The following is a 21,862-nucleotide window of genomic DNA, read 5'->3' as shown; positions in this document are numbered from 1 at the left end:
TGCTGCGGCCGGTGTTGACTGCCGGTCCTCGTCGAAGCGCATCGCGTTCCAGCCATGGCGGCCCCAGTACCGCCAGTCCTGCACCATCACGTCGACGGGCAGCTTGCGGCGCGGAACTCGCGCAGCGTGTCGACGATCTCTCCGACGAATGGAAGCGTTTACGGCAGTGGATGTAGCCGTAGCTAGATTGGTATTACCAGTCTACGTGGATAAGTTGTCTGGCCTTACCAATACAAACACCTAGAGAGCGCCGAGGGATCCGCGGTCATCCTGCCGGGGCCGATCACTCCGCAACCGCACCCCCTTGAGCACGACATGACCCTCTCACGACGCCCCGTTTTCACCCGCCGCAGCATGCTGGCCGCAGCCGCGGCGCTGCCGCTCGCTGGCGCTTCTGGCCTGACCGCCTCGGCGCCGCGGCGCGCGCAGGAGCGGGCCGACCATCTGCTCTGGTATCGGCGTCCCGCCACGCGCTGGGAGGAAGCGCTGCCGCTGGGCAATGGCCGGCTCGGCGCGATGGTCTTCGGCCGCGTGGGTCAGGAGCGGTTGCAACTCAACGAGGACACGCTGTGGGCAGGGGCCCCGTACACGCCCGACAACCCCGAAGCCCTGGCCGCGCTGCCCGAGGTGCGTCGCCTGCTCGACGAAGGCCGCTACAAGGAGGCCACGGACCTGGCCAGCGCCAGGATGATGGCCCGCCCGCTATGGCAGATGGCCTATGGCTCGCTGGGGGACCTGCTGCTCGACTTCGACGGCGCCGAGGCGCCGCGCACCTACCACCGCGAGCTGGACCTGGACACCGCCATCGCCACCTTGCGCCACGAGAGCGCGAGCGTCTCGATGCGGCGCGAGGCCTTCGTGTCCGCGCCCGATCAGGTCGTGGTGCTGAACCTGCAGGCCGCGCGCGGGCGCATCGCCTTCGAACTCGCCTGCCGCGGGCCGCGCAAGGCGACGTACGCCAGCCCCGATTACCAGGGCTCCGCGACGGTGCTGGTGGCGGACCAGCCGGTCGACTGGATGCAGCGCGAAGAGGCTGGCTTCGAGCAACCCGATCACGTGAAAGTTGCCGACGACCAGGGGGCCTTGCTCGTCACCGGCCGCAACGAGGCCGGCCCCGACACGGCCCCGGGACTGACCTACGCGATGCGCGTGAGGGTCGTCACCGACGGCCGCGTCGAGGTGACACCCGAGGGCCGGCTGCGTGTCAGCGGTGCCCGCAACGCGACGCTGTTGATCGCGGCCGCCACCAGCTACGTCAACTTCCGCGACACCAGCGGCGATCCCGTCGCCAAGGTGCGCCGGCACACCGAGGCCGCGGCCGCCAGGCCCTACGCCGCGCTGCGCCGCGACCACGTGCGCGACCACCAGTCGCTGTACCGCCGCTTCACGCTGGACCTGGGCCGCACGTCGGCCGCAGGGCGGCCCACCGATGAGCGAATCGCCGCCGCGGAGAAGTCCGACGACCCGGCACTGGCCGCGCTGTACCTGCAGTACGGCCGTTATCTGCTGATCGCCTCGTCGCGCCCCGGCACGCAAGCGGCCAACCTGCAGGGGATCTGGAACGAGGGCGTGAATCCGCCCTGGGGCAGCAAGTACACCATCAACATCAATACCGAGATGAATTACTGGCCCGCCGACGCGGCGGCGCTGGGCGACTGCGTGGAGCCGCTGCTGCGCATGGTGGAGGAGCTGGCCGTCACTGGCGCGCAGACCGCCAGGACGATGTACGGCGCGCGTGGCTGGGTGGCGCACCACAACACCGACTTGTGGCGGGCCGCAGCCCCGATCGACGGCCCGCTGTGGGGCCTGTGGCCCTGCGGCGGCGCCTGGCTGAGCAACACCTTGTGGGACCACTGGGATCACCAGCGTGACGCGGCGCTGCTCAAGCGGCTGTACCCGCTGCTGGAGGGCGCTTCGCAGTTCTTCCTGGATACGCTCGTGAAAGACAAGGAGGGCCGCGGCCTCGTCACCTCGCCGTCCATCTCGCCCGAGAACTGGCACCCGCACGGCTCATCGCTGTGCGCCGGCCCGGCGATGGACCGGCAGATCCTGCGCGACCTGTTTGACCGCACCGTGCATGCCGGCCGGCTGCTGGGCGCCAATGCGGGCTTCCTGGACCGCGTGGCTGCCGCGCGCTCCGCGCTGGCACCCGATCGCATCGGCCGGCAGGGGCAACTCCAGGAGTGGCTGGAGGACTGGGATGCCGGCGCGCCGGACCAGCAGCATCGCCACGTCTCGCACCTGTACGCCGTCTATCCGAGCAGCCAGATCAACCCGCGCGACACCCCCGAGCTGCTGAACGCGGCCAAGACCAGCCTGCGACAGCGTGGCGACCTGGCGACCGGCTGGGGCACGGCCTGGCGGCTGTGCCTGTGGGCGCGCATGGGGGAAGGCGACCATGCCCACCAGGTGCTGAAGACGCTGCTCGGGCCGCAGCGCACCTACCCCAACATGTTGGACGCGCATCCGCCATTCCAGATCGACGGCAACTTCGGCGGCACCGCCGGCATGCTCGAAATGCTGGTGCAGTCGTGGGGCGGCGAGGTCCATCTGCTGCCCGCGCTGCCCCAGGCGTGGTCCCAGGGCGCCGTGCGTGGCATGCGCGTGCGCGGCGGCCTGGACCTGGACATCGAATGGCGCGACAGCCGTCCCGTTCGGCTGTCGCTTCGCGGCCCTGCCGGTACGAAGATCCTGCTGCGCCATGAGGGGCGCCGGATGACGGTGATGCTGGATCACCGAGGGAGGGCGACCCTCGACGGCGGGGCGTTCTCCCGCCAGTCGCCACCGGGGATCGGCTAGTCCTGGTGCCCGGCCGCCCAGGTGCAGAGCAGCATGGCGATGCCGGTTCACATCCCGCGGCAGCGGGGTGCGTTGATGCCGCGACGCCTAGGTCGGCGTGGCCACCTTGAACCGGGAGATCGCCTCCGTCAGCGCCAGGGCCTGCTGGCGCAGGCTCTCGGCCGCCGCGGCGCTTTCCTCGACCAGGGCCGCGTTCTGCTGCGTGCCGCGATCGATCGCCGCCACCGCCTCGTTCACCTGCACGATGCCCTGGGTCTGCTGCTCGGTGGAGGCGTTGATCTCGCCCATCAGGTCGGTGACCTTGCGCACCTGCGACAGCACCTCGCCCATGGTGCGGCCGGCCTCCTGCACCAGCTCGCCGCCGGCGTCGACCTTCTCGACGCTGTCCGAGATCAGCGTCTTGATCTCCTTGGCCGCCTGGGCGCTGCGCTGCGCGAGCGCGCGCACCTCGCTGGCGACGACCGCGAAGCCGCGGCCCTGTTCCCCGGCGCGCGCGGCTTCCACCGCGGCGTTCAGGGCCAGGATGTTGGTCTGGAAGGCGATCCCGTCGATCACGCCGGTGATGTCGCCGATGCGCTTGCTGGAGCCGGTGATGGCCGCCATCGTGGTGATGACCCGGTCCACCACCTCGCCGCCCTGGCCGGCGACCTGCGCCGCGGCGTCCGCCAGGCCGGTGGCCTTGCGCGAGGTCTCCGCATTGACCTGCACCGTCTCCGTCATCTGCGCCATCGAGGACGCCGTCTGCTGCAGCGCGCCGGCCTGCGATTCGGTGCGGCTGGACAGGTCCTGGTTGCCGGTGGCGATCTGTGTCGACGCGGTCGCGATGCCGTCGGCGGCCTGGCGCACGTTGGTGACCATCGTCGACAGGTTGCCGCTCATCGCCTTGAGCGCCGTCAGCAGCTGGCTCAGCTCGTCGCGGCCCTCGACCTGGATCTCGTCGCGCAGGTCGCCGTCGGCCACCGACTGCGCGACCTGGATCGCGCGGTTCAGCGGCCGGGTGACCGCGCGGCTGATCAGCCAGCCCAGCAGCCCCGCCACGCCGGCCGACAGCAGCGCGGTCGCGATCAGCAGCATCCGGTCCTGCGCGAACAGCGCGGTCGCGGCCTGGGTCTCGGCGGTCGAGCGCTCGTCCTCGTAGCGGATGAAGTCGCCGGTGGCCGTCAGCAGCGCCGCCAGCAGCGGCCGGCATTCCGCGTTCATCTTGCTGATGGCCTCGTCGCGCTGGCCGTCCTTGGCCAGGCCCACGATCGCCAGCGCGACCCGGCCGTACTGCTGCTCGATCGCATCGACCTTGTCGAAGAGCGCCCGGTCCTGCGCGGTCGCGTCGGCCGCGGCGGCCAGGTGCCGCTTGAGCCGGTCCAGCGACTGCTGCACCGCCTCATGGGAACGAGTGACCGCCTCCAGCTCCAGCGCGCGGTCCTGCGGCGTGCTGACCAGCACCAGGTTGCGCGCCGAGATGGCCCGCGACTTCGCTGCGGATTGCAGCTCGACGACCAGGCGCTCCCGCGCCGCCACGCCCTGCAGGTAGGTCTCGACGCGCGAACTGGACTGGTTCAGCCAGTGCAGCGCCGCGCCGGCCACGGCGGCGACGATCACCGCCATCACGCCGAAGCCCGCCCACAGCTTGGTCTTGACCTTGAGATCTGAAAGGTTCATTGGTGTTCCCCCTGAAAGATGCCCGGGCCGTCATCGCAGCCCGTCTGATCTTCGGCGTTGGGTCGCGACTTCTCAAGAAGCACCCGGCGCAAGGCAGTGTGCGGCGATTGCCTACACGGCGAAGGCGTGGGCCAGCCCGGCCACCTCGCGCTCGAAGACCATGCGCTCGCGCAGCACCGCCTGCCGCGCCGGGCGAGACAGCTCCAGGTAGAGCTCGAAATCACGCATCAGCCCGGCTGCGCCGGCAAACACCTGGTCCACCTGGTCGGGCTTGAAGTAGCACTCGTCGGGCAGCGCGTAGTCGCGCGCGGCGCCCACGTCCAGCGCGAAGACGCAGCAGTCGCGCATCAGCGCCTCGCGCGCCAGCCGGTCCTTGCCCGGGAAGGTGCCCAGGTCGATGAAGAGCTTGCTGCGCCCCAGCGCCTCGTAGACCTGGGCCCGCGTCAGGCCGCGAATCAGGTGGACCTTGCAGCCGTTCTCGCGCTCCAGCCGGGCGGCGATCGCGCCCACGTCGTAGACCACCTTGTGGTTGGCGTTGAGCGCGATGTCGGTCTTGGCGGCGGTCTCGAAGACCGGCTCGCCCGCGGCCGGCACCGGCTTGCCGGGCGTGTAGTCCGACAGCGGCAGCGTGCGGGTGCAGCCCAGCGCCTGGATGACGTCGCGCGCGTAGCCCGACTGGTAGGTGTGCAGGACGCGCTCGCTGCGCAGCAGGTTGAGGTTGATCTTGTTGACCGACAGGTACTCGAAGGCGTTGTCGATGCTCAGCCACCAGACCATCGGCTTGCAGGGCTGGAAGTAGCGCAACCAGTGCACATAGGTCTCGGCCAGGACGACGCAGGTGTCCGGCGTCATCGCGATCTCCTCGGCCAGCCGCACCTGGTACTTCTCGTAGTCGGCGACGGTGTTGGGCCGCGGCTGCAGCTTGAGCACCGTGCCGGCGCCCAGGCCGTTGCGACGGAACAGGTCGTCGACGGCCGGCAGGTCGGTGGGCAGCACGTACCAGACGCGCGCGTCGTGGCCCTGGCGGATCAGCGAATCCGACAGCTGGTGCAAGGCCTCCGGCCCGCCGGTCTGCACGCCGTGGGGAATCAGGATGACGATCTGCTGCTTCGCGTTCATCGGTGGCCTTGTGGGTCTCGTGTCGTTCTTGGAAAGAAGGGGCGGGGCTGGGCGCGGGCGTTCAGGACACCGCGTTCAATGCCGCCAGGCGCTGCTGGAGCTTCTCGGCCGTGGCCGGGGACACCGACTGGAAGCCGGGCAGCAGGAAGCCGCTGCGCGTCTTGACGATGCGGTCGGAGAGGTGGTCCAGCAGGAAGTCCGGCATCTCGCGGTAGACCGTCGGCAGGTGGAAGATGCCGTGGAAGCCGAAGGTCGGGTAGGGCACCGCGGGGAATTCGACCGAGAAGTGCGAGGCGATCGCCTTGGGCGCGAAGCGGCAGCCGGCGCGCTCCAGCGTCTCGCGCATCGTGCGGCAGATGTAGAGGTCCTCGGCCTCGGTCGGGTCCGGGTAGTCCAGCTGGGCGACCGCATGCACCAGCCGCCGGGAGCGCCACGAGAAGCCGCCGTTGCCGACCTCGTTGACCTCGTAGTTGGGCCAGGGCGCGCCGATGTAGTCGTAATGCAGGAAGTGCGGCGAAAACTGATCGGCGTTGAGCACGAAGCCGTCGTACTGGATCACCAGCACATGGTCGGCGCTGAGGTGCTTGGCCAGTTCGCGGGTGATCAGCAGGTTGTACTCGGCGATCGAGCGCAGCGTCGGCACCGGGATCACCGGCAGGCCGGGCCAGAGCTCCGGCTTGTCCGAATAGATCAGCACCTGGCTGAAGGGCAGCCCCTGCAGCTCCATCTGCCGCATGCTGTGCAGCAGCGCCTGGCGCGCCAGGACATGCAGGTCGGTGTCGACGATGGCGACGGCGATGCTGGGCTTGGCGGCGGTGCTCATGTCACATCAGGTCCAGCAACTGCCGGGTGACCGTGCCCCAGGAGAAGCGCTGCGCCAGCCGCTGGCGGGCGGCCTCGCGGCGCGGCGCCGGCGTCAGGCGCTGCTCGACCACCTGCAGCATGGCCTCGCGCAGGTCGTCCAGGTCGGGCACGACGAAGGCGCCGACCGGCTGCGGCGCGTCGGCCGCGGTGCCGGGACGGCTGTGCAGGCGGTGGCAGAGCTCGGGCGGGGTGAAGTCGTCGGTGGCGCCGCCGCCGCTGACGATCACATGCGTGCCGCAGCCCATCGCCTCCAGCACCGGCAGGTTGAAGCCTTCGGCGCGGTAGGGGGAGACATAGGCGTCGGACAGCGCGTACAGCGAGCGCAGCTGCGGCAGGTTCAGGCTGGTCGACAGGATGGAAATGCCGCCGCGCACCTGCGGCGCGTTCAGCGCCGGCGCCCGCGTCGCCAGTTCGGCGAAGAGGCGCTCGACGCCGATGCCGTACAGCCCCTGGTGGTCCTTGAGGATCAGCCGCACCGGCAGGCCCTGCAGGCGCAGCTCGGCGAAGGCCAGCAGCAGCAGGTCGATGCCCTTGTTCCAGGTCGCCACGCCGACGTTGCTGAACACCGTCTCGTGCGGCTGCATGCCCAGCGCCGCGCGGGCGGCCTGGCGCTGCTCGGGCGTCATCGGGAAGAAGGTGTCGGTCTTGTAGCCGTGCGGCACGACCAGGACCTTGTCGGCCTCGAAGCCGTAGTCCACCAGCCGGGCCTTGGACCAGCGGCTCGGCGTGACGACGAAGTCGTCGCCCTGGGTCAGCGCGGCGGGCGGCATCTCGGGCGGGTCGAAGCTTTTGCCGGACAGGCCGAACTCGGTGACGACGAAGGTCGCGTTGCGGCGCGCGGCGGCCGGATCGCCCAGCCGCACCGGCGAGGCGATGCGCAGCCGCACATCCATCACCCGGTCGCCGGGGTCGGGCAGGGCGTCGATGATGGCGCGCTCCTCGGGCGCGAAGCCCGAGTCCAGCTTGCCCTTGTCCCAGTGCGGCATGAAGAAGGGCGCGTCCCGGTGGAACAGCTCGAACCGCGGGTCCTTCACCATCTCCAGGATCTGGTTCTGGTTGACCATCGCGATGGAGTGGTTCACCCCCCGCCAGCCCTCGATGCAGAGTGTCTTCATCCGGCCGATTGTGTCCCCTCGTCCCGGGGGGCATGCGCCGATAAGGGGGATGGCTCCGGCCCAGTCCCGCGCTCAGGGGTCAGAGCAGCGGGACCGCGCCGTCCTCTTCCAGCCGACGGGCGGTGGCCTGCAGCGCCGCCATCGCGGCGTGGTGGACCGTGGCGGCGGTCTCGTCCGGCGCTGTCGCCGCGCCCGGCGCCGCCCCGGCCGCGGCGCCTGGGGCGACCGTCGTCGAGCTGGCCGCAGCGGCCGCTGCGGCCGTGTGCGCGGCGTCGGACAGCAGGGCGGTGGTGGACGCCGAGGGCGCCGCCAGCAGGTCCTCCGCGGCCAGGTGGGCCCGGGCGGCCGAGCCCGTGGCCTCGGTCGCGGCGTCCGCCGTGCCGTCGCTGGCCTTGGCGAACCAGACGTCGCCCATCTGGTGGGTCACGCCGTCCGCGGTCTTGTAGCCCGAGATCAGGCCCACCAGGTTGCCGTGATCGACGGTCGCGCTCGAGCGGGCGGCCAGGTCCAGCTCGACGATGCCCAGCTCCGACAGCGACTTCAACTCGCCCGCGTCGGTCTTGCCGTTGCCATTGGCGTCGGCCCAGATCCGCAGCTGCGAGAAGGCGGCGTCCTGCGCATTGAGGACGTGATCCGCGTTGGCGTCGAGCGCCTGCATCGCCTCGTAGCCGTTGGCCGCGCGATGGCCGTTGGCCAGCACGGTGCCGCTGCCGAAGAGCTCGCCGCCGGAGTCGATCTGGCCGTTGCCGTTCAGGTCGCGGGCCAGCAGCCCGTTGCCCTGCGCCATCCAGCCCCACTGCTGGGCATGGCCGGTGTTGTTCATGTCGAAGCTGACGCCCTGCGCCGCGGACACCGTGCCCAGCCCGTGGCCGTCCAGGTTCAGCAGGATGGGCGTGGCCAGGAACAGCGCGTCGAGCTGCGCGCCGCTCATCGCCTGCAGCGCCTCGGTGCTGAAGGCCAGCACCTGGTCCATGTTCAGCGCGGCCAGGTCGCGGGTCTCGAAGCCGACGATCGCGTCGGTGCCGATCGCATGGATCTGGTCCAGCGTCAGCGCCCGGGCCTGGTCGCGGCTCAGCGCGGCCAGGTCCTCGCTGGACATCGCCGCGAAGCCCTCGGACGAGATCGCCGCCACCTGCTGGGAGCTCAGCGCGGCGACCTGGTGGCTGTCCAGCGCCGCGATCGCGTCGGAGTTCATCGCCGCGAGCGCCTCGGTGTGCAGCCCGCGCAGCGTCTGCGTCGACAGTCCGTGGACCTGGTCCGAACCGAGCGAGGCGAAGACCTCGGTCGACAGCGCATTCAGCGTCGCCGTCCCCAACGCCCGGAAGGCCGACGAGCTCAGCGCCGCGTAGTCCTCGGTGCCGAAGCCGGCCAGCTGCGCCGTCGTCATCTCGGCCAGCTGCAGGCTGGTCATCGCGTGGACCTGATCGGTGGTGAGGCCGGCGAAGTCGCCGGCGTCCATCACCCGGATCGCGCGGCCGGGCAGCAGGGCCACGTCCTGCGCGTCCAGCGCGGCGATCTGGTCGCTGGTCCAGGCCAGCACCTGCACGTTGGTCAGGCCCAGGATCTGGGCGGTGCCCAGGGCCTGGATCTGCTCGGTGGTCATGGCCGCCGCCTGCTGGTAGCTCAGCGCGCCGACCTGGTCGGGCCGCAGCGCCGCCACCTGGTCGACGCTCAGCAGCGCGATCTGGTCGGAGCCCATCGCCTTGAGCGCCGTCGTGTGCAGCACCGCCAGGTCCTGGGTCTCCAGCGCCGCGAGCTGCGTGGCGTTCAGCCCCGCCAGCTGCGACGAGCGCAGCGCCGCGAACTGCAGCGTCGTCAGCGACGCCAGCGCGGTCGGATCCATCGCCGCGATCTGCAGCGAGTTCAGCGCCGCGATCTGCTTGACCGACAGCGCGCCGATCTGGTCCAGGTCGAGCGAGCCGAACTGGTCGCTGCTCATCCCCAGCAGCGCCTGCGAGCCCAGGCTGGCCAGCTGCGCCGTGCCCAGCCGGTCGATCTGGTCGGCCGTCAGCCCCATCAGCTGCTTGGAGTTCAGCGCCGCGAGCTGGGCGTTGCTCAGCGAGGCGATGCTGTCGCCGTTCATCGCGGCGATCTGGGTCGAGCTCAATCCGGCGAGGGCGCGGGTGGTCAGGCCCACCACGTCCTGGAACTCCAGGTTGGCGATCTGGTCGGTGGACAGCGCCGCCAGTTGCCGGGACGAGAAGACCGAGAACTGCGCCGAATCCAGGGCGTTCAGGTCGGCCTGCTCCAGCGCGGCCATCTGCGTGGTGGTGAGCGCGGCGACCTGGTTGGTGCGCAGCGCCGCGAACTGGTCGGGCACCAGGGCGTTCAGCTGCTCGGTCGTGAAGCCCTGCAGGGCCTGGACGCTCAGGCCGCGCACGCCGTCGGTGGACAGCGCGTCGATCTGGGCGGGCGTCAGCGCCGCGACCTGGCCGGTGCCCAGCAGCGCGGTCTGCGCGCTGCCGAAGGCGCCGACCTGCTCGCGGCTCAGCAGATGGATCTGCTCGGTGCTCAGCGCGCTCAGGTAGACCGGCTTGACGGCGGCGAGCAGCGCCGGATCGAGCGCGCCGATCTCGTCGGTCGAGATCGCCGCCAGCTGGAAGGAGGTCAGCGCGGCGAAATGGGTGCCCAGCGCATTGAGGCTGTCATGGTCCAGGGTGCGCACCTGCGCCGTGCTGAGCGCGGCGAGCTGACCGTCGCGCAGCGAGGCCAGGCCGGTCGGGCCGAGCGCGTCGAGCTGGTCGGCGCTCAGGCCACGGATCGCCAGCGTGCTGATGGCCTGCAGCGAGGCCGGGGCCAGCACCTGCAGCTGGGCCGGCGTCAGCGCCGCCACCTGCGCCGCGGTCATCGCGCCGGTCTGCCCGGTGCTGAAGGCGGCCACCAGGGTGACGTCCAGCGCCTGCACCTGCGCGCTGCTGAGCGAGCGGATCACCGTCGCGTTCAGCGCGCCAAAATCCTCGGGCTCCAGCTGCGCCACCTGGTCGGTCGTCAGGCTGCGGAACTGCGCCGAAGTGAGTGTCGCGAACTGCGCGGTGCTCAGCGCGTTCAGGTCCTCCGGGCTCATCGCCGCGAGCTGCGCCGTGCCCAGCGCGCGGATCTGGCTGCTGGTCAGCGCCTGCAGCTGGTCCGAGCTCAGCACGCCGAGCTGGTGGTCGGTCAGCGTCGCGATCACGCGGGTGGACAGCGCCTGGATCGCGCCGGTGCCCAGCGCGGCGAGCTGTTCGTCGCTCAGGTCGCGCAGCTGCGCCGTCGTCAGCGCGCCGGTCTGCGCGCCGCTCAGCACGGCCAACTGCTCGGAGCTCAGCGAGGCCATCTGCGCCGGTGTGAGCCCGCGTAGCGTCGCGCTGCTCAGCGCGGCCAGGTCCTCGGTGCCCAGCGAGTGGAACTGCTCGGTCGTCAGCGACTGCAGCTGCTTGGAGCTCAGCGCGGCCAGCTGCGCGGTCGACAGCGCGGCCAGGTCGTCGGTGTCCAGCGCGGCCAGCTGGCGCGTGGTCAGCATCGCGATCTGCAGCGTCTTGAGCGCGCCGAGCTGCTCGGCGCTCATCGCGCCCAGCACCTCCGGCTTCAGGCCGATCAGCGCGCTGCTGCTGAGCAGGCGCAGCTCGTCGGTGCTGAAGGCGGGCAGCTGCTCGCTGCCCACGCCGATCAGTTGGGTCGAGGTCAGGCTCTGCACCTGGCGCGAGCTGAGCGCGTCGAACTGGTCGGACGACAGCGCGCCGAGCTGCGCCGAGTTCAGCGCGCGCAGGCCCTTGGTGCCGATGGCCGCCAGGTCCTCGCCCTCGAGCGCGGCCACCTGGGCCGTGCTCAGCGACTTGATCTGCAGCGTGTTGAGCGCGCCGGCCTGCTCGGTGGTCAGCGCCGCCAGCGCGTCGGTGCCCAGCGTGCGGAACTGCTGGCTGGTCATCGCGGCGATCTGGCGGCTGTCCAGCGACTGCACCGCGTCCGAGGACAGCTGCGACACCGCGGCCGTGGTCAGCCCGCGGATCGCGCCGGTGCTCAGCGCCTGCAGCGCGTCGGTGCCGAGCGCGCTGAGCTGGTCGCCGCTCAGGCCGCGGGTCTGGTTGCCGCGCAGCGCGCCGATCTGGGCGGTGCTGAAGGCATTGAGCTGGTCGACGCTGAGCGCGCCGATCTGCACCGTGTTGAGCACCTGCATCGAGGCGGTGCTGAACACGGCCACCTCCTCGGTGCTCAGCAGGCCGATCTGCGCGCTGCCCAGGCCGCGCACCTGCACCGAGGACAGCGCCGCGATCTGCGCGCTGTCGAGCGCGCTGAACTGGTCGCTGTCCATGCGGCGCAGCCGGTCCACCGTCAGCGCCGGGATCTGCGCGGTGGTCAGCGCATGGATCTGGTCGGTGGTCAGCGCGGCCAGCGAGGCGGTGGTCAGTGTCCGCAGCGCGCCGGTGTTGAGCGCCTGCACGTCCTGCAGCTCCAGCGCCGCGAGCTGGCCCGAGGCCAGATAGTTGAGCTGCCGCGCGGTCAGCGCATGCACCTGCAGCGTGGTCAGGCCCACCACCTGGGCGGCGCTCAGCATGGCCCACTCCGGCCCGGTCAGCGTGGCGAGCTGCGCGGTGGTGAGGGCTGCGATCTCCTCGGGAGTGAGCGATCCGACGTCGAAGGTGGCCATGGGGGATGGGAGGGTACTGCTGGAACCTGGCGGTCTGTCGTTTGCGGCCCACGCCGGCGGGGCGCGCGGGCGAGGGCCGCAAACGGCAAACCGGGGGCGCGAGGCCCCCGGTTCCGGACTGCCGCTTAGATCAGCGGAACAGCGCCGTTCTGGTCGTCGTCATGCAGCTTCTTGTAGGCCGCGCTGAGCACGTCGTGGTTGACCGCGTCGGTGGACGCCGCGGTGGTGGCCGCCGTGGCCGCCGTCGCGGTGTGCGCCGTCGCGCCGCCGAGCAGGTTGGCTTCCGGCTGGGCGAGCAGGTCGCCCAGCTGCGGCGCGGCTTCCCGCGTCGTGCCATGGACCTGCTGCGTCGCGCCGTCCTTGGTGAACCACACGTCGGACATCTCGCTCGTCGTGCCGTCCGCCTTGGTGTAGCTGGACACCAGGCCGATCAGGTTGCCGTGATCGACGTCCGTGCCCTTGGTCGCGCCCAGGTTCAGGTCGACGATGCCCAGGTCGGTCAGCGACTTGAGTTCACCCGCGTCGGTCTTGCCGTCGTGGTTGGCGTCGACCCAGACCTGCAGGTGGCTGAAGTCCGCGTCCTTGGCGTTGATGTGGCCGTCATGGTTGGCGTCCAGCGAGGCGAGGGCGGCGAAGCCGTCCAGGCCCTTGCGGCCGTTGACCGTGGTGCCCGAGCCGAAGAGCTCGGCGCCGCTGTCGATCGTGCCGTTGCCGTTGCGATCCATCACCAGCAGGCCGTCGTTGCCGCCGACCCAGCCCCACTTGTCGTTGTGACCGGTGGCGTTGAGGTCGAAGTGCACGCCGTCCTTGGCCGCCAGCGTCTGGATGCCGTTGCCGTCCAGGTCCAGCATGATCGGCGTGGCCATGAAGTGGGCATTGATCTGCTCGTCGCTCCAGCCGGCCTTCTGGTCGGAGGTCATCGCCAGCACCTGCTCCATGCTCATGCTGGCCAGGTCCTGCGTGTCCCAGCCGATGAACTGGTCGGAGGTCATCGCCACGATCTGGTCGGTCGACAGGCCCTGGATCTGCACCGAGGTGAGCGCGTGGATGTCGCTCGAGTCCAGCGCCAGGATCTGGTCGGTCGTGAACGCATGCAGCTGCGACGAGGTCATCGTCCCGAAGTGCGTGCTGGTCAGCGCGCCGATGTCGTCCGTGGTGATGGCCGCGATCTGGTCCGTGCCCAGCGCGCGCAGTTGCGCGGTGCTGAATTCATGGACCTGGTCGCTGGTCAGCGCCGCGATCTGGTCGGTGCTGAAGGCGTGGATCGCCGCGGTGCTGAGCGCATGGATGCCGGCGGTGGAGATCGAGGCGATGTCGGCCGTCTCGATGCCCGCCACCTGCGTCGCGCTCACCGCGCTCCACTGCTGCGAGGTCAGCGCGTGGATCTGGTCCGAGCTGAAGGCCTCGAAGTCCGCCGAGCCGAAGGCCACCAGGTTGCCGCTGGCGATCGCCGCTAGGTCCCCGGTGTCGATCGCCTGCACCTGGTCGGTGGTGAAGGCGCTCAGCTGGGCCGAGCTCATCGCCACGATCTGCGTCGAGGTCAGCGCCTGCACGTCGTCGGTGGCCAGCTGGCTCACCTGCAGCGTGCTCAGCGCGGCGACCTGCTGCGTGGTCAGCGCCGCGATCTGGTCGGAGCCCAGCGCTTCCAGTTGAGCGCTGTCCAGCGAGCGGATCGCCAGCGTGCTCAGGCTGCGCAGGTCGGCCGACTCGAAGGCCGCCATCTGGTCGGTGGTCAGGCCGTCGACCTGGGCCGAGCTCAGGGCCGCCGCCTGCGACGAGCTCAGCGCCTGGATCGCGTCGGTGCTCAGGGCGCCGATCTGGGCCGAGCCCAGGGCCTGCAGCTGCGCCGAGCTCAGCGCGGCGACGTCGTCCGTCGTCATCGTCGAGATCTGCGTGGTCGTCAGGGCCTGCAGCTGGCTGTTGCCCAGCGCGCGGATCTGGCCGCTGGTCAGCGCGTTCAGGTCGTCGCTGCTCAGGTTGGCGATCTGCGCGGTCGTCAGCGCGGCGACCTGGACGGTCGTCAGCGCGGCGATCTGGTCGGAGCCCAGCGCCTCGATCTGGTCGGTGCCCAGGGCGCGCAGGGCGACCGTGGACAGCGAGCGCAGGTCACCGGTCTCCAGCGCGGCCATCTGGTCCGTCGTCAGGCCCTTGACCTGGGCCGAGCTCAGCGCGGCCACCTGGACCGAGCTCAGCGCGATCACCGCCTCGGTGCTCAGCGCGCCGATCTGGGCCGAGCTCAGCGCCTGGACCTGTTGCGAGCTCAGGGCCGCGACGTCGGCGCTCTCCATCGTGGCGACCTGCGTGGTCGTCAGCGCGGCGACCTGCTGCGTCGTCAGCGCGCGGACCTGGGCGCTGGTGAGCGCGTTCAGGTCGTCGCTGGCGAGCGTGCTCACCTGGCCGGTGGTCAGCGCGGCGACCTGCGTCGTCGTCAGCGAGGCGACCTGGTCGGAGCCCAGGGCGCCCAGCTGGTCGCTGGTCAGCGCACGCAGCGCCACCGTCGACAGGGCCTTCAGGTCACCCGATTCCAGGGCGGCCATCTGGTCCGTGGTCAGGCCGGCGACCTGCTTGCTGGTCAGCGCGGCGACCTGCGTCGAGCTCAGCGCCACGACCGCTTCGGTGGTCAGCGCGCCGACCTGGTCGGAACTCAGCGCGGCGACCTGGTTGGTGGCCAGCGCGGCCACGTCGGCGGTCTCCATCGTGCCCACCTGCGCGGTGGTCAGCGCGGCCACCTGGGCGGTGCTCAGCGCCTTGACCTGCGCGCTGGTCAGCGCGTTGAGGTCGTCGCTGCTCAGGTTGGCGACCTGGCTGGTCGTCAGGGCGGCGACCTGCTGGGTCGTCAGCGCGGCGACCTGGTCGGAGCCCAGCGCTTCCAGTTCGGCCGAGCCCAGCGCGGCGATCTGGCCGGTGGTCAGGGCGCGCAGCTGGCCGGTCGTCAGCGCGGCGAAGTCGTCCGTCGCCAGCTGGCTGACCTGCGTGGTCGTCAGCGAGGCCACCTGCGCGGTGGTCAGCGCCTGGACCTGGTCGGAGCTCAGCGCTTCCAGCTGGTCGCTGCTGAGCGCGCGCAGGGCGAGCGTCGACAGCGACTTCAGGTCCCCGCTTTCGATCGCGGCCATCTGGTCGGTGGTCAGGCCGGCGACCTGCTTGCTGCTCAGCGCGGCGACCTGGGCGGAGCTCAGGGCGACCACGGCGTCGGTGCTCAGCGCGCCGACCTGGGCCGAGCTCAGCGCGGCGACCTGGTTGGTGGCGAGCGCCTGCACGTCGGCGGACTCCATCGCGGCGACCTGGGTGGTCGTCAGCGCGGCGATCTGCTGCGTGGACAGCGCCTTGATCTGGCCGCTGGTCAGCGCGTTCAGGTCGTCGGAGGACAGGTTGGCGACCTGGGCGGTCGACAGCGCGGCGACCTGCTGGGTCGACAGCGCGGCGATCTGGTCGGAGCCCAGCGCTTCCAGCTGGGCCGAGGTCAGCGCCTGCAGGGCGTTGGTGGACAGGGCCTTCAGGTCGCCCGTTTCCAGGGCGGCCATCTGGTCGGTGGTCAGGCCGGCGACCTGCTTGCTGTTCAGCGCGGCGACCTGGGCGGAGCTCAGGGCCACCACGGCGTCGGTGCTCAGCGCGCCGACCTGGGCCGAGCTCAGCGCGGCGACCTGCGCCGAGTTCAGCGCGGCGACGTCGTCGCTGGTCATCGTCGAGACCTGGGTGGTCGTCAGCGAGGCGACCTGCGCGGTCGACAGCGCCTTGATCTGCGCGCTGGTCAACGCGTTCAGGTCATCGCTGCTCAGGTTGCTGACCTGGGCGGTCGACAGCGCGGCGACCTGCTGGGTCGACAGCGCGGCGATCTGGTCGGAGCCCAGCGCGTCGAGCTGGTCGGTGCCCAGCGAACGCAGCGCGGCGGTCGACAGGGACTTGAGGTCGCCCGTCTCGATCGCGGCCATCTGGTCGGTCGTCAGGCCGGCGACCTGCTTCGTGGTCAGCGCGGCGACCTGCGCCGAGCCCAGCGCGACGATCGCGTCGGTGCTCAGGGCGCCGACCTGGGCCGAGCCCAGGGCCTGCACTTGCGCGGTGGTCAGCGCGGCGACGTCGTCGCTGGTCATGGTCGAGACCTGCGTGGTCGTCAGCGCAGCGACCTGCTGGGTCGTCAGCGCCTTGATCTGGCCGCTGGTCAACGCGTTGAGGTCATCGCTGGACAGGTTGCTGACCTGGCCGGTGGTCAGCGCGGCGACCTGCTGGGTCGACAGCGCGGCGATCTGGTCGGAGCCCAGCGCATCCAGCTGGTCGGTGCCCAGGGCCCGCAGCGCGACGCTGGACAGCGACTTGAGGTCGCCCGTCTCGATCGCGGCCATCTGGTCGGTCGTCAGGCCACCGACCTGCTTCGTGGTCAGCGCGGCGACCTGCGAGGAGGTCAGCGCGACGATGGCCTCGGTGCTCAGCGCGCCGACTTGCGACGAGCTCAGCGCGGCGATCTGGTTGGTGGCCAGCGCGGCCACGTCGGCCGTCTCCATCGTGTTGATCTGGCCGGTCGTCAGCGCGGCGACCTGCTGCGTGGTCAGCGCCTTGATCTGGGCGCTGGTCAATGCGTTCAGGTCATCGCTGGACAGGTTGCTGACCTGGGTCGTGGTCAGCGCGGCGACCTGCTGGGTCGTCAGCGCGGCGACCTGGTCGCTGTTCAGCGCGTCGAGCTGGGCGGTGCCGAGCGCGGCGACCTGGGCGGTGCCCAGGGCGCGCAGCTGGCCGGAGGTCAGGGCGCCCACGTCATCGGTGGCGAGCTGGCTGACCTGCGCGGTCGTCAGCGCGGCGACCTGCTGGGTCGTCAGCGCCTGGACCTGGTCGGAGCTCAGCGCCTCGAGCTGGTCGCTAGTCAGGGCGCGCAGGGCGACCGTGGACAGCGCCCGCAGGTCGGCCGATTCCAGCGCGGCCATCTGGTCGGTGGTCAGGCCCGCGACCTGCTTGCTGCTCAGCGCGGCGACCTGGCCGGAGCTCAGGGCGATGATCGAGTCGGTGCTCAGCGCGCCGACCTGCGACGAGCTCAGCGCGGCGACCTGCTGGGTCGTCAGCGCCGCCACGTCGGCGGACTCCATGGTGTTGACCTGGCCGGTGGTCAGCGCGGCGACCTGCTGGGTCGACAGCGCCTTCACCTGCGCGCTGGTCAGCGCATTGAGGTCGTCCGAGGACAGGTTGCTGACCTGGCCGGTCGTCAGCGCGGCGACCTGCTGGGTCGTCAGCGCGGCGACCTGGTCGGAGTTCAGCGCATCAAGCTGGTCGGTGCCCAGCGCCCGCACGGCGGTCGTGGACAGCGCCTTCAGGTCACCCGTTTCCAGGGCGGCCATCTGGTCGGTGGTCAGGCCCGCGACCTGCTTGCTGCTCAGCGCGGCGACCTGGTTGGAGGTCAGCGCGACCACCGATTCGGTGCTCAGCGCGCCGACCTGGGCCGAGCCCAGCGCGGCGACCTGCTGGGTGGACAGCGCCTGCACGTCGGCGCTTTCCATCGCGTTGACCTGGGCGGTCGTCAGGGCGGCGACCTGCGCGGTGCCCAGCGCCTTGATCTGGGCGCTGCCCAGGGCGTTGAGGTCGTCGCTGGTCAGGCCGGCGACCTGCGCGGTCGTCAGCGCGGCCACCTGGACGGTGCTCAGCGCGGCGACCTGGTCGGAGCCCAGCGCATTGAGCTGGTCGGTCGACAGGGCGCGCAGCGCGGCGCTGTTCAGCGCGCGCAGGTCACCGGTCTCGATGGCGGCCATCTGGTCGGTGGTCAGGCCCGCGACCTGCCTGGTCGTCAGCGCGCCGACCTGGGCGGAGCCCAGCGCGACGATCGCTTCGGTGCTCAGCGCGCCGATCTGGGCCGAGCCCAGCGACTGCAGCTGCGCCGTGGTCAGCGCGGCGACGTCGTCGCTGGTCATGGTCGAGACCTGCGTGGTCGTCAGCGCGGCGACCTGCGCGGTCGACAGCGCCTTGATCTGGCCGCTGGTCAGCGCGTTCAGGTCGTCGGAGGACAGGTTGGCGACCTGGGCGGTCGACAGCGCGGCGACCTGCTGGGTCGACAGCGCGGCGATCTGGTCGGAGCCCAGCGCGTCCAGCTGGTCGGTGCCCAGCGCGCGCAGCGCGGCGGTGGACAGCGCCTTCAGGTCACCCGTTTCCAGGGCGGCCATCTGGTCGGTGGTCAGGCCGGCGACCTGCTTGGTCGTCAGCGCGCCCACCTGGGCGGAGGTCAGGGCGGCGACGTTCTCGGTCGACAGCGCGCCGACCTGGGCCGAGCCCAGCGCGGCGACCTGCTGGGTCGACAGCGCCTGCACGTCGGCCGATTCCATGCCGTTGATCTGGCCGGTGGTCAGCGCGGCGACCTGGGCGGTCGACAGCGCGCGGATCTGGGCCGAGCCCAGCGCGTTCAGGTCGTCGCTGGCCAGCGCCTGCACCTGCGCCGTCGTCAGCGCGGCGACCTGGGCGGTCGTCAGCGCGGCGATCTGGTCCGAGCTCAGCGCGTCGATCTGGCTGGTGGTCAGGGCGCGCAGCGCGTTGGTCGTCAGCGCGCGGACGTCCACCGTCTCGATGGCGCCGACCTGGTCGGTCGTCAGGCCGCCGACCTGCTTGGTCGACAGCGGCGCGACCTGCTGCGAGCTCAGCGCGGCGATGTTCTCGGTGGACAGGGCGCCGACCTGGTCGGAGCTCAGCGCGGCGATCTGCTGCGTGGACAGCGCCTGCACGTCGGCGCTTTCCATCGTGTTGACCTGGGCGGTCGTCAGCGCGGCGACCTGCTGCGTCGACAGGGCCTTGATCTGGCCGCTGGTCAGCGCGTTCAGGTCATCGCTGCTCAGGTTGCTGACCTGGGCGGTCGACAGCGCGGCGACCTGCTGGGTCGACAGCGCGGCCACCTGGTCGGAGCCCAGGGCGCCGAGCTGGTCGGTGGTCAGCGCGCGCACGGCGGCGGTGCCCAGCGCCTTCAGGTCGCCGGTCTCGATGGCGCCCATCTGGTCGGTGGTCAGGCCCGCGACCTGCTTGGTCGACAGCGCGCCGACCTGCGAGGAGGTCAGGGCGACGATGTTCTCGGTCGACAGCGCGCCGATCTGGTCGGAGCTCAGCGCGGCGATCTGGCCGGAGCTCAGCGCCTGCACGTCCTCGCTGGTCATGTTGGCGATCTGGGTGGTCGACAGCGCCGCGATCTGGGCGGTGCCCAGCGCGCGGATCTGCGCCGAGCCCAGCGCGTTCAGGTCGTCGCTGGACATGGCCTGGACCTGGCCGGTGGTCAGCGCGGCGACCTGGCCGGTCGTCAGCGCGGCGACCTGGGCCGAGCCCAGCGCGTCGAACTGGTCGGTGGTCAGCGAGCGGATCGCGGCGGTGGACATGGCGCGCAGGTCCTGCGTCTCGATCGCGCCCATCTGGTCGGTGGTCAGGCCCGCGATCTGGCGGGTCGACAGCGCGGCGACCTGGGTCGAGCTCAGCGCGGCGACGTTGTCGGTCGACAGCGCGCCGACCTGGGCCGAGCCCAGCGCGGCGACCTGCTGCGTGGTCAGCGCCTGCACGTCGGCGCTTTCCATGGTGTTGACCTGGGCGGTCGACAGCGCGGCGACCTGGGCGGTGCCCAGCGCGCGGATCTGGGCCGAGCCCAGCGCGTTCAGGTCATCGCTGGCCATCGCCTGGACCTGGCCGGTGGTCAGCGCGGCGACCTGGCCGGTCGTCAGCGCACCGACCTGGTCGGAGTTCAGCGCGTCGAACTGGTCGGTGGTGAGCGAGCGGATCGCGGCCGTGGACATGGCGCGCAGGTCGCCGGTCTCGATCGCGCCCATCTGGTCGGTCGTCAGGCCCGCGATCTGGCGGGTCGACAGCGCGGCGACCTGCTGCGAGCTCAGCGCCGCGACGTTTTCCGTGGACAGCGCGCCGACCTGGGCCGAGCTCAGCGCCTGCACCTGCTGGGTGCTCAGCGCCTGGACGTCGGCGCTTTCCATGGTGTTGACCTGGGCGGTCGACAGCGCCGCGACCTGGGCGGTGCCCAGCGCGCGGATCTGGGCCGAGCCCAGCGCGTTCAGGTCATCGCTGGCCATCGCCTGGACCTGGCCGGTCGTCAGCGCGGCGACCTGGCCGGTCGTCAGCGCGCCGACCTGGTCGGAGCTCAGCGCGTCGAACTGGTCGGTGGTCAGCGAGCGGATCGCGGTCGAGGACAGCGCGCGCAGGTCGCCGGTCTCGATGGCGGCGATCTGGTCGGTCGAGAGACCGGCCAGCTGGCGGGAGGTGAGGGTGGCGACCTGGGCCGAGCTCAGCGCGACGATGGCGTCGGTGGACAGCGCGGCGATCTGGGCCGAGCTCAGCGCGGCGATCTGGGCGGTGGTGAAGGCCTGGACGTCGGCGGACTCCATGCCCTGGACCTGGTCGGTCGACAGCGCGGCGATCTGGGCGGTGCCCAGCGCGCGGATCTGGCTGCTGCTCAGCGCGTTCAGCTCATCGGTGGACAGCACGGCGACCTGGCCGGTCGTCAGCGCGCCGATCTGGCTGCTGGACATCGCGGCGACCTGGTCCGAGTTCAGCGCCTGGACCTGGTCGGTCGACAGCGCGCGCACGGTGGCGGTGGACAGCGCCTTCATGTCGTCGGAGCTGATCGCGGCCATCTGGTCGGTGGTCAGGCCCTTGACCTGGGTCGAGGTCAGCGCGCCGATCTGGCCGGAGCTCATCGCCTCGATGGAATCGGAGCTCAGCGCGCCGATCTGGGCGGAGCTGAGCGCGCGCACCTGCGCGGTGGACAGCGCCTGCACGTCGGCGCTGTCGACGCCGGCCAGCTGGTCGGTGGTCAGCGCGGCGATCTGCTGCGTGGTGATGGCGCGGATCTGGTTGGTGTCCAGCGCGGCGATTTCATCGCTGGCCAGCTGGCGGATCTGCTGGGTGGACAGCGCGTTGATCTGGGCGGTCGTCAGCGCGGCGACCTGGTCCGAGTTCAGCGCGGCGACCTGGTCGGTGCCCAGCGCCTTGACGGCGGCGGTGCTCAGCGCATGCACGGCGTCGGAGGTCAGCGCGGCGGCCTGGTCGGAATTCAGCGCGGCGGTCTGGGTGCTGGTCAGCGCGGCGGCCTGGCCGGTGCCCAGAGCGGCAACGCCCTCGGTGGCGAGGGCGGCGACTTGCTGGGAGCTCAGGGCCTTGATCTGCTCGGTCTTGAGCGCCTGCAGGTCATCGGAGGCCAGGCTGTTGATCAGGCTGGTGGAGATGGCGGCCACCTGCTGGGTGCTCAGCGCGCGGATCTGGTCCGAGGCCAGCGCATTCAGGTCGTCGGACTCCAGGTTGCGGACCTGCTGGGTGGTCATCGCGCCGACCTGGCGGGTGGTCATCGCGCCGAACTGGTCGGAGCCCAGCGCATTGAGCTGCGCGCTGGTGAAGGTCTGGACCGCGGCCGTCGACAGGGCGCGCAGGTCGTCGGACTCGATGGCGGCGATGTTGGTCGTCGTGAAGAACGACACCGCCCGGGTGCCGAGCGTCGCGAACTGCGAGGTCGTCAGCGCCTGGAACTGTTCGGTGGAAAACGCTGCCCAGTCTTCGCTGGTCAGGCGCGCCAGGGTCGTCGACGTGAGGGCGGCGATCTGGTCGGTCGTCAGGTTGGTAATCAGCGATGCCATCTTTGGAACTCCGTGAACCTATGGGGGCGGATGCGCCCATAGGCGCGAGGTGATTTGGGTCAGCTTTGGCACCCGACTTCCGGATGCCGTCATCCGGTTTTCGG

Annotated in this window: 7 protein-coding genes; 1 reads left to right on the top strand and 6 read right to left on the bottom strand. The window is 71.1% G+C overall.

Annotated features, from left to right (window positions below; all coding sequences use genetic code 11):
- Positions 1–315: 315 nt before the first annotated feature.
- Entirely contained in the window at positions 316–2,799 is a 2,484-nt protein-coding gene (locus BM393_RS11170) for a glycosyl hydrolase family 95 catalytic domain-containing protein (protein WP_217648418.1), read from the top strand.
- Between the two features lie 87 nt (positions 2,800–2,886).
- Here the strand turns inward: BM393_RS11170 and BM393_RS11165 are convergent, their stop codons facing one another.
- From BM393_RS11165 to BM393_RS11140, 6 genes are all read right to left on the bottom strand, one after another.
- Entirely contained in the window at positions 2,887–4,455 is a 1,569-nt protein-coding gene (locus BM393_RS11165; RefSeq protein ID WP_091724830.1) for a methyl-accepting chemotaxis protein, read from the bottom strand.
- 111 nt (positions 4,456–4,566) lie between these two features.
- Entirely contained in the window at positions 4,567–5,574 is a 1,008-nt protein-coding gene (locus tag BM393_RS11160) for a hypothetical protein (RefSeq protein WP_091724829.1), read from the bottom strand.
- 61 nt (positions 5,575–5,635) lie between these two features.
- Complete coding sequence (locus tag BM393_RS11155; RefSeq protein ID WP_091724828.1) at positions 5,636–6,397, bottom strand: DUF5672 family protein; 762 nt, start codon at positions 6,395–6,397, stop codon at positions 5,636–5,638.
- A 1-nt stretch (position 6,398) separates the two neighbouring features.
- Positions 6,399–7,553, bottom strand: a complete 1,155-nt coding sequence (locus BM393_RS11150; RefSeq protein ID WP_091724827.1) for a glycosyltransferase — start codon at positions 7,551–7,553, stop codon at positions 6,399–6,401.
- A 79-nt stretch (positions 7,554–7,632) separates the two neighbouring features.
- Complete coding sequence (locus BM393_RS25735; RefSeq protein WP_091724826.1) at positions 7,633–12,177, bottom strand: hypothetical protein; 4,545 nt, start codon at positions 12,175–12,177, stop codon at positions 7,633–7,635.
- 125 nt (positions 12,178–12,302) lie between these two features.
- Positions 12,303–21,758, bottom strand: a complete 9,456-nt coding sequence (locus tag BM393_RS11140; RefSeq protein WP_091724825.1) for a hypothetical protein — start codon at positions 21,756–21,758, stop codon at positions 12,303–12,305.
- Between the last annotated feature and the right edge of the window lie 104 nt (positions 21,759–21,862).

This window comes from Mitsuaria sp. PDC51 (assembly GCF_900113225.1).
Classification (GTDB): Bacteria; Pseudomonadota; Gammaproteobacteria; order Burkholderiales; family Burkholderiaceae_C; genus Roseateles.
The sequence above is the reverse complement of the archived record's forward strand: the minus strand, read 5'-3'. Positions and strand labels throughout refer to the sequence as shown.

Bases quoted from the DNA above. Each gene is read 5' to 3' on its own strand.
- BM393_RS11165 (WP_091724830.1), bottom strand. From the start codon at position 4,455: ATGAACCTTTCAGATCTCAAGGTCAAGACCAAGCTGTGGGCGGGCTTC.
- BM393_RS11160 (WP_091724829.1), bottom strand. From the start codon at position 5,574: ATGAACGCGAAGCAGCAGATCGTCATCCTGATTCCCCACGGCGTGCAG.
- BM393_RS11155 (WP_091724828.1), bottom strand. From the start codon at position 6,397: ATGAGCACCGCCGCCAAGCCCAGCATCGCCGTCGCCATCGTCGACACC.
- BM393_RS11140 (WP_091724825.1), bottom strand. From the start codon at position 21,758: ATGGCATCGCTGATTACCAACCTGACGACCGACCAGATCGCCGCCCTC.
- BM393_RS25735 (WP_091724826.1), bottom strand. From the start codon at position 12,177: ATGGCCACCTTCGACGTCGGATCGCTCACTCCCGAGGAGATCGCAGCC.
- BM393_RS11150 (WP_091724827.1), bottom strand. From the start codon at position 7,553: ATGAAGACACTCTGCATCGAGGGCTGGCGGGGGGTGAACCACTCCATC.
- BM393_RS11170 (WP_217648418.1), top strand. From the start codon at position 316: ATGACCCTCTCACGACGCCCCGTTTTCACCCGCCGCAGCATGCTGGCC.